Source organism: Brevundimonas vesicularis, assembly GCF_014204545.1.
GTDB lineage: Bacteria > Pseudomonadota > Alphaproteobacteria > Caulobacterales > Caulobacteraceae > Brevundimonas > Brevundimonas vesicularis_B.
In genome coordinates this window covers 574,084-586,236 of sequence record NZ_JACHLJ010000001.1, presented here as the reverse complement: position 1 = coordinate 586,236, position 12,153 = coordinate 574,084, and the positions used below count along the sequence as shown (strand labels likewise).

The window sequence follows — 12,153 nt, the reverse complement described above, 5'->3', positions numbered from 1 at the left end:
CGGAGTTCGCCCACGTGGCCACCAAACCTATCATCCTGTGGTTTCGCCGCGATCTGCGACTGCATGACAATCCCGCCCTAGACCGCGCGGCGGAGACGGGACGACCAATCCTGCCCGTCTATATTCTGGACGAGCATTTCGAGCGGCCGATGGGCGCCGCGTCGCGCTGGTGGCTCGACAAGTCGTTGAGGGCGCTGGATGCGACGCTTCAAGATCGCGGTTCGCGCCTGATTCTTCGCAAGGGCAATGCTCTGAACCAACTTCAGGTGCTGATCGGCGAAACCGATGCCGACACCGTCTTCATCAACCGCCTGTTCGAACCCGAGGCGTTTGAGCACGACGCCGAGATCGCCCATACGCTCAAGGCGGACGGTGTCGAATGCCTTGGCTTCAACGGCGCCCTGCTCTGCCGCCCCGGCGCTGTGCTGAACGGATCAGGCCAGCCGTACAAAGTCTTCACCCCGTTCTTGAGAGCCCTCTTGGCCATGGCCGAGGCCCCGGCTCACACAACGGGACCGCGCCAAATTCAGACGCCCAAAACGGTTCAATCCGACGACCTCGACGGCTGGAAGCTGCACCACCACTGTCCGGATTGGTCCAAGGGCTTCGACTGGACGCCCGGCGAGGATGGCGCCTCGCAGGCCTTGTCCAGGTTCATACCATCCGGCCTGAAGACCTATGCGAAGGATCGCGACTTTCCCAACCGGCAGGGCGCCAACAGCCGCCTGTCGCCGCATCTTCACTGGGGCGAGATCAGCCCCTGGCGGGCGATTGACCGCGCCCGACAGGCGGCCAAAGACGGCAAGGTGTCAGAGTCGGAGGCCGACAAATTCATTGCTGAGATCGGCTGGCGCGAGTTCTCGGCGCACCTGCTGCACCACTTTCCCTACATCGCCGAGCGCGGCTTCCGTCCCGAGTATGACGCCATGCCCTGGCGCAAAGACGACGCGAGCCTCAAGGCGTGGCGACAGGGGCGGACCGGATACCCGTTGGTGGACGCCGGTATGCGCCAGCTCTGGACGACAGGGTGGATGCATAATCGGGTTCGGATGGTCGTCGCCTCCTTCCTGATCAAACATCTGCTGATCGACTGGCGCGAAGGCGAAGCCTGGTTCTGGGACACGCTTGTGGATGCCGACCGCGCCAGCAATGTGCAGAACTGGCAGTGGGTCGCAGGCTCTGGCGCAGACGCCTCCCCCTTCTTCCGCATTTTCAATCCCATCACGCAGGGCGAGAAGTTCGATCCCGATGGCGGTTATGTGCGACGGTGGGTGCCGGAACTTCGCCGCCTGCCCGACCGCTGGCTGCAGTCGCCATGGACCGCACCCGCCGAGGTGCTGCGTGACGCCGGAATCGTTCTAGGGCGCGATTATCCCAAGCCCATCGTCGAACACGAGAAGGGTCGCGCCCGGGCGCTCGCTGCCCTGAAGACCGTTTCCGGCCGTGGCGACGACCGCAGCGACCGTGATTGACCCCCATTGTATTCCGCTTTGAAAGTCAAAAAATGAGCGTCGCACACGCCGATATCGAAGCCGTCGCCAGCCGAACACCGCGCGTGTTCGCCATGTTGCTGCGGCTTCTGGCCGCCAACTGGACCTTCGGGCGCTTGACGGTGCAACTGCCCAATGGCGAGACCCACGTGCTTCAAGGCAAGCAGCCGGGCCCCAGCGGTATGATGACCGTGCGCGACTACCAGTTCGCGCGCCGCGTGCTGGCGGCCGGCGATATCGGCTTCGCCGAAGGCTATATCGCGGGCGAGTGGGACAGTCCGCACCTGGCCGGCCTGCTCGAAACCCTGGTGGACAACTACGATCACATCCGGCGTCTGTTCGACGGCAATCTGATCATGTGGGTGGTCAACTGGCTGAGCCACCGCACCAATCGCAACAGCAAGACCGGGTCGAAGAAGAACATCCACGCCCACTACGATCTGGGCAACGCCTTCTATTCCCAGTGGCTGGACGGGACGATGACCTATTCATCGGCTCGCTTCAGCCGCGATGGTGAGGCACTGGAGGCGGCGCAGCGCGAGAAATACGCCGCCTTGGCCCGAATGATGGATCTTCGGCTGGGCATGTCGGTGCTCGAAATCGGCTGCGGCTGGGGCGGCTTCGCCGAGTTTGCGGCGCGCGAGATCGGCGCCAACGTCACTGGGATTACGATTTCCAAAGAGCAGCACGATTTCGCTCGCCAGCGCATGTTCAACGCGGGACTGAGCGACCGCGCCGATATTCAGCTGATCGACTACCGCGATGTGCAGGGTCGATTTGATCGGGTGGCGTCCATCGAGATGTTCGAGGCTGTGGGCATGGAGTACTGGCCCGCCTATTTTGGCAAGGTTCACGACGTCCTTCAACCTGGCGGCAAGGCCGGACTGCAGATCATCACGATCCAGGACGACCTGTTCGACGAATACAATGCCCGGACGGATTTTATCCAAAAGTACGTCTTCCCCGGTGGCATGCTGCCCTCCGAAGACCGGCTGGCGCCGGTCGTGTCGAAAGCCGGACTGTCATGGCAGTCGGTGGAACGGTTCGGCCTCGACTACGCTGCGACGCTCAAGCTTTGGGATGAGCGTTTCCAGGCGTCCTGGGGCGAGATCAGCAAGCTTTCCGGCTTTGACGAACGATTCCGTCGGCTCTGGCACTTCTATCTGGCCTATTGCGAGGCCGGTTTCCGCTCTCGCCGCACCGACGTCATCCAGTTGAGCCTGTCTCGCCCATGAGCCCGCTGGTTTCGACAACGGACCTCGCCGCGCGATTGGGCGCGCCGGATCTAAGGATCGTCGATGGCAGTTGGCATCTGGACGGTCGCGACGCGCGCGCCGACTTCGAGCAGGCCCATATCGCTGGCGCCGTCTTCTTCGATCTGGACGCGACATCGGATCACGGCAGCTCTTTGCCCCACATGATGCCGACGCCAGAGGCCTTTGGAGCGGCGGTCGGGGCGCTGGGGCTCTCCATCGACGATCAGATCGTCGTCTATGACACGACCGGATTGTTCTCGGCTGCGCGCGTCTGGTGGATGCTGAAGACTATGGGCGCGACGAGGGTTCAGGTGCTCGACGGCGGCCTGCCGCGCTGGCGTGACGACGGCCTGCCGACCGTCTCCGGGCCTTCAGTCGCAGATGCAAAAGACTTCCATGCCAAGATGGCGCCCGATGCTGTCGCCTCGTTGGATGACGTGCGCGCGGCTTTGGCCCAGGATGCCCAAGTCGTGGATGCGCGCGGCGCACCGCGTTTTAAGGGCGCTGCCCCCGAGCCTCGCGCCGGTGTTCGCAGCGGCCATATGCCCGGCGCACGCAACCTCCCCTACGGCCGATTGCTAAACGACAACGGCACGATGAAGCGTGGAGCTGCCCTGGTTCAGGCCTTTGCGGACGCCGGCGTGGATATCGGCCGACCTGTCATCACGACCTGTGGATCCGGAGTGACCGCTGCTGTCCTGACGCTGGGCCTGGCCGAACTCGGCCGCCCATCGCGGCTCTATGACGGCTCCTGGGCCGAATGGGGCGCCCGAACGGACACCCCCGTCGAAACCGGGTGAGATCAGGCCGGCGGCGCCACGGGGACGACAACGTCGGCGTCGAAAGGTTCGTCTTCCTCGCCGCGCGAAACGACAGTCGCCAGAACCAAATCGCCCGTGACGTTCAGGGTTGTGCGGCACATGTCCAGGAAGCGATCGACGCCTAGGATCAGGCCGATGCCCTCCGGCGGCACCTTCACCATCACCAGAATCATCGCCACGACCGGCAGCGAACCGGCCGGCACGCCGGCCGTGCCGATGCCGCCCAGAATGCAGACCAGCATGACGATGACCTGCTGCGTGATCGTCAGGTCGATGCCGAAGAACTGGGCCAGAAACAGCACCGTTACGCCTTCGAACAGGGCCGTGCCGTTCTGGTTGGCGGTGGCGCCGACCGTCAGGACGAAGCGAGCGATCTTGCGCGGCAGCTTCAGCTCCTGCTCGGCCGCCTTCAGCGACACCGGCAGAGACGCATTGGATGAAGCGGTCGAGAAGGCCACCACCATCGGCTCGCGCACGCCCTTGAAGAAGGCGATCGGCGACCGGCCGCCAAGGATCCAGATCACCAGCGGATAGACGACGAACATGTGGATCGCCATCGCGCCCACCGCGACGCCGACATAGGCCGCGAGACGCACCAAAAGGTCCCAGCCGAACAGGGCCGCCAGGTTGAACATCAAGCAGGCGATGGCGATGGGGGCCAGTTTGATGAAGAGGTTGATCAGCTTCATCGTGACTTCGAACATGCCCTCGATGACCTGCTGCAAGCGGTCGGTCGCAGGCGACTTGGCCATCACCAGGCCGATGCCGAAGAACAGAGCGAACACCATCACCGGCAGGATCTGGTTCTCGGATGCCGCGGTGAAGACGTTCGACGGGATCAGGTCGAGGAAGAAATCACCCAGCTGGATGGTTTCGGGCGCGCCGCTGACGATACCGGCCGCGCCGTCACGTCCCTGGTCCAGCAGTTGCTGCGCGAGGACCGGATCCACGCCTCGCCCAGGCTGGAACACATTGACCATCACCAGGCCGATCACCACGGCGATGCTGGACACCAGAATGGTCAACAACAGGGTCTTGATTCCCGCCCGGCCCAGCGAGCTCAGATCGCCCATCTCGGCCACCCCGACCACCAGGGCCGAGAACAGCAGCGGGATCACCATCATGAACAGCAGGCGCAGGAAGATCTGGCCCAGCGGTCCGGTGACGTTGTCCGTCAGCCAGACCACCCACGCCGTATCCGCTCCGAGCGTCAGATTGACCAGCAATCCCCCGATCAGACCGACCGCGAAACCGATCAACATCAGCCAATGCAGCGCAAGGCCGCCGCGTTTCGTCTCGGTCATCTGTCCCCCAGGAAGCGATGCAAGCGTCGGCGCTTATCGGATCGGCAGGCCATAGATCAAGCCGGCCGGGCGCGCGTTCCATTGTGCGTTCAAACCGCGCGCCAGGTCGAGCGCCGATTGCGATCCGAGATTTCGCTCGAAAATCTCGCCGTAGTTCCCGACCGCACCCACGGCGGCCTTGGCCCAGGCGTTCGACAGCCCCAGCATGGGTCCGAACTCGCCATCGGCGCCCAAAAGACGTCGCACGCGTGGGTCCGTCGTCATCTTGAACTGATCTTCAGCATTGGCCTTGGTGACGCCGAGTTCCTCGGCCAGCATCAGGGCGTTCAGAGTCCAGCGGACGGTCGAGGCCCAGCGTTCGTCGCCCGCCTTGACCACCGGCCCCAGCGGCTCCTTGGACGCCACGTCGGACAGGATCACATGTTCGTTGGGATTGGTCAGCACAGTCCGCGCGGCGGCTAGCGCAGAGATGTCGGCGCTGAACGCGTCGCAATCTTCACGGCCATAGGCGTCGCGCGCCGCTTCCTCCGTCTCGAACACGACGGGCCGATAGTCGATGCCGCGAGAACGGAAATAGTCGGCGGCGTTGGCCTGGGACGTCGAACCCGACTGAACGCAAACCCGCGCGCCGGTTAGTTCTGTCGCACTGTTCAGGTTCAGCGAACGCCGGACCAGAAAGCCCTGGCCGTCGTAATAGTTGACGCCGGCAAAGACGAAGCCCTCGCCCGCGTCGCGGCTCATGGTCCAGGATGAGTTGCGCCAAAGGACATCGATGCGGCCGTCGTTTAGCGCCGTGAAACGATCAGACGCCGACAGAGGCACGAACCGCACCGCCTCAGCATCGCCCAGCACCGCCGCCGCCGTCGCGCGACAGAAGTCCACGTCGAAGCCGCGCCACTGGCCGCGATTGTCGGTGTAGGCGAAGCCGACCAACCCCTGATGCACGCCGCAATTCAGGCGGCCGCGGCGTTTGATGGCGGCCAGCGTCGGGCTTTTTGCGACCGCAGTCGAAGACGCTTGCGCGGGCGTGGCGGGGCTGGTTTCCGACGCAGGGCTGGCGTCCTTGCGCCCGCAAGCCGTCGTCATCAGCACAACGGCCATCGCTCCGATCGTCCAGCACCGCATCGCGTTCCTATCCCTCGCCGCTTGCGCCCCGCTGGCTTTAGAGGCCTTTAGGGGCCGATCCGCAACCCATCGGAGGGGCCATGTCGCCGCTTTCGGACCGCACCCGCCTGATCGCCGCCGCCACGCGACGCGGCCAGGGTCGACGCGGCGTCAATCCCCCGATCGAACGCGCCTCGACGATGTTGAGCGACAGTGCGGCCGTCATGCGCGACGAGACCGACGGACCGACCTATGGGCTCAGCGGAACCAGCGCTGCCCGCGATCTTCGCCACGCCCTGGCCGATCTGGAGGACGCAAAGGACGCCTTCCTCGTTCCGTCGGGTCTTGCGGCCGTCACGGTTCCGCTACTGGCGCTTTTGAGACCGGGCGATGAGGTGATTACGACAGACGCCGTCTATGGTCCGACGCGTCGGTTCCTGAGCCGGTATCAATCGACCCGCGGCGTCACGACCCGCTTTTTGCCCGCAGACGCCGACGCGCGGGATGCTGTCACCGCCATCGGCGAGCGCACGCGGCTGGTGCTGATGGAGTCGCCAGCCTCTCTGACATTCGAAATGGTCGATGTCGCCGCCCTGGCCCAGGCCTGCCGCGCGCGAGGCGTGCTGACGGTGGTGGACAATACCTGGGCCGCTGGCATGGCCTATCGCCCGCTGGCCCATGGCGTGGATGTCAGCGTTCAGGCCGTCACCAAATATGTCGGCGGTCATTCGGACGTGCTGATGGGCAGTATCGCTTCGAACAATCCCACCTGCCTGCGCGTCATCGGCGACACCATTGAGGATCTCGGTTGGCATGTCTCGCCCGACGACGCCTGGCTGGCGCTGCGCGGCCTGCGGACCTTGCCGCTGCGCTATGGCGAACAGGCGCGGTCAGGCTTGATTGTGGCGGAATGGTTGCAAGCCCGGCCCGAGGTGTCTCGCGTGCTCTACCCGCCCCTGCCCGGCTCAACCGGTCATGATCTTTGGCGGCGAGATTTCACAGGCGGCGCGTCTTTGATGGGCGTGGTCATGAGGGGTGGTCACAAGGCGGCGGGCGAGGCCTTCCTGAACGCTCTGACCCTGTTCGGGCTGGGCTATTCCTGGGGCGGGTTCGAAAGTCTGATCACCCACGAGACCCATCAGATGGCCTATCGCGATCATCCGCCCGTGCTTGAGGGCGAACTGATCCGCCTCCATGTCGGTCTGGAAGACCCCTCCGACCTGATCGCCGATCTGGAACGAGGTCTCGCTGCCTTCGCGGCCGCGCTCACGGTTCCTTAAGCGCCGCAAAGGACTGTGCGCCCGTGCGTGAACCGCCCGTTCAGATCCAGGATGATTCGCCGCCGCTGTGGGAACAGTGGGCGGCCGGCTTTGTCGTCTTCATGCTGACCGGCGCCCTTATCGCGCCCGTCATCGCGCCGACCCAGGTCGAGACGCCGATCCTGCGGTTCATTTGGTTGCCCGTCTATGCCGTCATCGCGGGCCTTATCGTCTTTCGCTTCGACAAGGTCATCCGCGCCTGGCCCGCTTGGCTGATGATGTTCGCCTTGGTCGTCCTGTGTTTCGTCTCGAAATACTGGTCCATCGATCCCGAGGTCACGGAGCGCCGTGTCATCGCCATGGCGATCAACAGCGCCTTCGCCGTCTATCTGGGCGCCCGCTTCCGTGACGACGCCCTGCCGCGCGTCCTGATGTACACGTGTCTTGTGATGGCGGTCGGCAGCCTGATGATGGTGTTCGGCTATCCCAAGGTGGGCGTCCACCAGTTCGACAACGCCGGCCTGTGGCGCGGTCTTTGGTACGAGAAAAACCAGATGGGGCTGGTCATGGTCATCGGCGCCGTCTCGGCCGCTGCGACACTGGCGGCCGATCATATCGCCGGACGCAGCCATCGGTTCTGGATTTGCCTGCTGACATTGGGTCTGACCACGCTTCTGGTGCTCGCCACCCAATCCAAGACATCGCTTTTATGCTGGGGCCTGGGCCTGGGCATGATCGGCGGATGGTGGGCGTTGAAACAAGGCGGCGCCGTCATCACCGTCATTGGAATCTGGCTTGCCGTCATCATTGCAGCGGGCGCAACCTGGCTGTGGAACTCCGACTCCGCCGCTATCCTGGAGGCGCTGGGCAAGGACCCATCGCTGACAGGCCGCACCCTGATCTGGGAGGCCTTGATGCGGAAGGTCGCTGAGCGCCCTTGGACCGGATATGGCTTCAGCGCCTTCTGGGGCGTGGACTCGATCCCCGCGCGCGAGATCCGCATCGAGACCCAATGGCCCGTGCCTTCCGCCCACAACGGCTGGATCGATCTGCTCGTTCAACTGGGCTGGCCCGGCGCGGTGGCGGTAGGGGCCATCATGGCGCTCTCTGCGATCTTCGTCATCGCGCGCACGAACGGCCTCGGTGCGCGCGAAGGCTATTGGAGCATCGCCTATCTATCCGCCTTCACCGCTTTGAGCCTTTCAGAGAGCGTTCTTCTGACCCACGCCAACCTGCCGTGGATCCTGATGCTGGCGATTATGGCTCGCGCCGTGACCTTCGATCCGGCCCCGGTTCGTGCGCCGCTTGCTCGACCGGCCTCACGGGCCTACCAGACCCGGTCCCGAATCGCCTCAGACTATGTGAATGGCCGCCGACCTCTTCGCTTTTGACGACGAACCCGAAGCTCGCAAACCCGAGCCGCCCAAGCCTGTTGTGGCAGCTCCGCCTGCGGCTGCGCCCTCTATCGTCCCCACGCCCGCGCCGCCTGCTGTTCAGGCCACGGCCACGACGGCGGCCGCCACCGGCTATTCCGCCTCCTCCATCGAGGTGTTGGAAGGGCTGGAACCCGTTCGCAAACGCCCCGGCATGTATATCGGCGGCACCGACGAGCGCGCCCTGCACCACCTGTTCGCCGAAGTCCTGGACAACGCCATGGACGAAGCGGTGGCGAAGCATGCCAAGCTGATCACCGTCGATCTGGACGCCGACGGCTATCTGTCGGTGCGTGATGACGGTCGCGGCATTCCGGTCGACCCACATCCAAAGCATCCCGGCAAGTCGGCCCTGGAAGTCGTCATGACGGTCCTGCACTCCGGCGGCAAGTTTTCCGGCAAAGCCTATGAAACGTCTGGCGGTTTGCACGGCGTCGGCGTCTCGGTCGTCAACGCTCTGAGCGAAAGCGTCGAGGTCACCGTCTGGCGCGACGGTTTCGAATGGAAACAGGCCTTCAGCCGGGGCCACGTCCTGGCCCCGATCCAGCAGATCGGTCCATCCAAGAAGCGCGGCACCCTTATCCGCTTCAAGCCCGACGACGAAATCTTCGGTATGGGCGCGGCCTTCAAGCCTGCTCGTCTATTCCGCATGGCGCGGTCAAAGGCCTATCTGTTTCGGGGCGTAGAGATCCGCTGGACCTGCGCGCCGGAGCGGATCACCGACGCCACGCCGGCCCAAGCCAGTCTGCACTTCCCCGGCGGCCTGGCCGACGCCCTGATCGACCGCATCGGTCAGCTGGAGACCGTCACCCCGACCTTCGCCGGCCGCGCTGAGCGTCAAGGCGAAGCGGGCGCCTTCGAATGGGCTGTCACCTGGTCGCCCGCCGGTTTCGGAGAGGCGGACGGCTTTATCCAGTCCTACTGCAACACCGTCTCCACACCCGACGGCGGTACGCACGAAGCCGGATTCCGCGCGGCCCTGGTCAAGGGGCTGAAGGCGTACGGGGAACTGACCAATGAGAAACGCGCCTCGGTCATCACGGCCGAGGACGTCATCGCCAACGCCGGCGCCCTGATCAGCGTCTTCATCCGCAATCCCGAGTTCCAGGGCCAGACCAAGGATCGCCTGTCCTCGCCGGAGGGCGCGCGGATCGTGGAGCAGTTGCTGCGCGACCCTCTGGACCACTGGCTGACCGAGAGTCCGAAACAGGCCAACGCCCTGCTAGGGTTCGTCATTGATCGGGCCGAAGAGCGCTTGCGCCGCCGCAAGGACAAGGAGGTCCAGCGCGCCGCCGCCACCCGCAAGCTGCGTCTGCCCGGCAAGCTGTCGGACTGCAGCCGCCAGGCCGCCGAGGGCACCGAACTGTTCATCGTCGAAGGCGATTCGGCCGGCGGCTCGGCCAAACAGGCGCGCGACCGCACCACCCAGGCGATACTGCCCCTGCGCGGCAAAATCCTCAACGTCGCTTCCGCCACCGCCGACAAGCTGCGCGCCAATGTCGAACTGTCCGACCTGGCCCTGGCCTTGGGCGTCCAGCCCGGCAACCGGTTCAATATCGACGACCTGCGCTATGAGCGGATCGTCATCATGACCGACGCCGACGTGGACGGCGCCCACATCGCGGCCCTGCTGATCACCTTCTTCTACCGCGTCATGCCTGAGACGATCCGTCAGGGACGAGTGTTCATGGCTCTGCCACCGCTCTACCGCATCAGCGCCGGTCCCTTGAGCGAGTACGCCCGCGACGACGCCCACCGCGACGAACTGCTGGCGACCGTGTTCAAGGGCAAGAAAACCGAGATCGGCCGGTTCAAGGGCCTGGGCGAAATGATGGCCTCCCAGCTGAAGGAGACCACCATGGATCCGAAGAAGCGCACCCTGGCCCGCATTACGGTGCCCGACGCCGAGGCCAGCATCGAGGACCTAGTCGAACGCCTGATGGGCAAGCGCGCCGACGCGCGCTTCCAGTTCATTCAGGAAAACGCTCAGTTCGTGAAAGAAGAACTCGACGTCTAGGGGCCTCGCCGCCCTTCCAACGCAAGGCGACCCCTGACAAAAGGGGGCATGCAGACGCCCGCCCCCTCCGCCACCGTGCTTGACGAACTGAAAGCCGCGCTCGGTCCGGGCGGCTGGACCCAGGATCCTGATGTCATCGCGCCGCATCTGACCGAATGGCGCAATCGCTGGACGGGCAATACGGCGATCCTGTTGACCCCGCGTTCGACGGAAGAGGTTGCGCGCGCTGTGACGATCTGCGCTCGAGAGGGCGTCGCCATCACGCCCCAAGGCGGCGGCACCGGCTTGGTCGGCGGCCAGATCCCCTTCGGCGAGGTCCTGCTGTCGACCCGCAAGATGCGCGCCGTCCGCGATGTGACTCCGCTTGACGACGCCATGACGGTCGAAGCCGGCCTGACCCTGCTGGAGGCGCAGCAGGCGGCGACGGCAGCCGGCCGCCATTTCCCGCTCAGCCTGGCGGCCGAAGGCTCTGCCACCATCGGCGGCGTCATCTCCACCAACGCCGGGGGCACCCAGGTGCTGCGTTACGGCATGATGCGCGACCTGGTGCTGGGCCTCGAGGCGGTTATGCCGAACGGCGAAATCTTCCGGGGCCTGAAGCGGCTGCGTAAGGACAACACCGGATACGATCTGAAACAGCTGCTGATCGGCGCCGAGGGCACGCTGGGCGTTGTCACCGCCGCCACCCTGAAACTCTTCCCCATCATGCGCTCGCGCGCCGTCGCGGTGGTCGGGCTGGAAACAGCCGCCGCCTCGGTCGAACTGCTCGCCCGCGCTAAGGCCGAGACGGGCGGCGGGGTGGAGGCCTTCGAACTGATGAAGCGCCTCGGCATGGAACTGGTGCTGAAGAACATTCCCGACACACGCGAGCCGCTGGATTCGACCCCCGACTGGTATGTCCTGATCGAGATCGCCTCGGGCACCCCGGGCGGAGCCGAGGCCCAGATGGAGGCCCTGCTGGAGGTCGCTTTCGAGGAAGGCCTGATCACTGACGCCGCCATCGCTCAGAACGACGCCCAGCGCGCTGCTTTCTGGTGCCTGCGCGAAGAACATTCAGCGGCGCTGAAGCCCGAAGGCGGCGGCTGGAAACACGACGTCTCCGTCCCCATCAGCCGCATCGCCGACTTCATCGACGAAGCGTCGGCCGCCGTCGAACGCTTCCACCCCGGCGCCCGCATCTCGGTCTTCGGCCACGTCGGCGACGGCAATCTGCATTACGATATCCTGCCGGGTGTCGGTCAGGACATTCCCGCCTTCATCGGCCGCTGGAAGGAAGGCTCGCAAGTGGTTCACGATGTTGTCGGAACCTACGACGGCTCCATCTCCGCCGAACACGGGTTGGGCCGGCTGAAGACCGAAGAGGTCAAGCGCTACAAGTCCCCGCTCGAGATCGAAACCATGGCCGCCATCCGCCGCGCCATCGATCCCAAGCGGATCATGAACCCGTCGGTCCTGTTCTAGAACCGACG

9 protein-coding genes are annotated in these 12,153 nt (G+C 64.9%); 7 read left to right on the top strand and 2 right to left on the bottom strand.

Going from position 1 to position 12,153, the window contains the following annotated elements:
• Positions 1 to 14 precede the first annotated feature (14 nt).
• Genes HNP47_RS02895 through sseA form a run of 3 tightly spaced genes read left to right on the top strand, consistent with a single transcriptional unit; the run spans position 15 to position 3,546 of the window.
• Positions 15 to 1,472, top strand: coding sequence for a deoxyribodipyrimidine photo-lyase (locus HNP47_RS02895; protein WP_184278238.1), 1,458 nt, complete (start codon positions 15 to 17; stop codon positions 1,470 to 1,472).
• Positions 1,473 to 1,504: 32 nt separating this feature from the next.
• Entirely contained in the window at positions 1,505 to 2,725 is a 1,221-nt protein-coding gene (locus HNP47_RS02890) for a cyclopropane-fatty-acyl-phospholipid synthase family protein (RefSeq protein ID WP_184278236.1), read from the top strand.
• Positions 2,722 to 3,546 (top strand): 3-mercaptopyruvate sulfurtransferase, encoded by an 825-nt coding sequence (gene sseA / locus HNP47_RS02885; protein ID WP_184278233.1) that lies wholly within the window; start codon positions 2,722 to 2,724, stop codon positions 3,544 to 3,546. Before HNP47_RS02890 ends, sseA begins: the two co-directional genes overlap by 4 nt.
• Positions 3,547 to 3,548: 2 nt before the next feature.
• Here sseA and HNP47_RS02880 read toward each other — a convergent pair whose 3' ends face one another.
• Both HNP47_RS02880 and HNP47_RS02875 read right to left on the bottom strand, forming a co-directional pair.
• Positions 3,549 to 4,871, bottom strand: coding sequence for a dicarboxylate/amino acid:cation symporter (locus tag HNP47_RS02880; RefSeq protein ID WP_184278231.1), 1,323 nt, complete (start codon positions 4,869 to 4,871; stop codon positions 3,549 to 3,551).
• A gap of 33 nt (positions 4,872 to 4,904) precedes the next feature.
• The gene (locus HNP47_RS02875; RefSeq protein ID WP_221414896.1) at positions 4,905 to 5,972 is read right to left on the bottom strand and encodes an amino acid ABC transporter substrate-binding protein; all 1,068 of its coding nucleotides are present in this window, start codon (positions 5,970 to 5,972) and stop codon (positions 4,905 to 4,907) included.
• 104 nt (positions 5,973 to 6,076) lie between these two features.
• Between HNP47_RS02875 and metC the strand changes: the two genes are divergently transcribed.
• Genes metC through HNP47_RS02855 form a run of 4 tightly spaced genes read left to right on the top strand, consistent with a single transcriptional unit; the run spans position 6,077 to position 12,145 of the window.
• On the top strand, positions 6,077 to 7,255 hold the full coding sequence (gene metC, locus HNP47_RS02870; protein ID WP_184278229.1) for a cystathionine beta-lyase: 1,179 nt from the start codon (positions 6,077 to 6,079) through the stop codon (positions 7,253 to 7,255).
• A 23-nt stretch (positions 7,256 to 7,278) separates the two neighbouring features.
• Positions 7,279 to 8,625, top strand: a complete 1,347-nt coding sequence (locus HNP47_RS02865) for an O-antigen ligase (protein ID WP_184278227.1) — start codon at positions 7,279 to 7,281, stop codon at positions 8,623 to 8,625.
• On the top strand, positions 8,600 to 10,684 hold the full coding sequence (gene parE / locus HNP47_RS02860; RefSeq protein ID WP_184278225.1) for a DNA topoisomerase IV subunit B: 2,085 nt from the start codon (positions 8,600 to 8,602) through the stop codon (positions 10,682 to 10,684). Before HNP47_RS02865 ends, parE begins: the two co-directional genes overlap by 26 nt.
• Before the next feature lie 48 nt (positions 10,685 to 10,732).
• A complete protein-coding gene (locus HNP47_RS02855; RefSeq protein ID WP_184278223.1) occupies positions 10,733 to 12,145 on the top strand; it encodes an FAD-binding oxidoreductase in 1,413 nt (470 codons plus the stop codon).
• The last annotated feature ends 8 nt before the right edge of the window (positions 12,146 to 12,153 follow it).

Coding starts and splice junctions, on each gene's coding strand:
- HNP47_RS02890 (WP_184278236.1), top strand. CDS start 1,505: ATGAGCGTCGCACACGCCGATATCGAAGCCGTCGCCAGCCGAACACCG.
- sseA (WP_184278233.1), top strand. CDS start 2,722: ATGAGCCCGCTGGTTTCGACAACGGACCTCGCCGCGCGATTGGGCGCG.
- HNP47_RS02880 (WP_184278231.1), bottom strand. CDS start 4,871: ATGACCGAGACGAAACGCGGCGGCCTTGCGCTGCATTGGCTGATGTTG.
- HNP47_RS02875 (WP_221414896.1), bottom strand. CDS start 5,972: ATGGCCGTTGTGCTGATGACGACGGCTTGCGGGCGCAAGGACGCCAGC.
- metC (WP_184278229.1), top strand. CDS start 6,077: ATGTCGCCGCTTTCGGACCGCACCCGCCTGATCGCCGCCGCCACGCGA.
- parE (WP_184278225.1), top strand. CDS start 8,600: ATGGCCGCCGACCTCTTCGCTTTTGACGACGAACCCGAAGCTCGCAAA.
- HNP47_RS02855 (WP_184278223.1), top strand. CDS start 10,733: ATGCAGACGCCCGCCCCCTCCGCCACCGTGCTTGACGAACTGAAAGCC.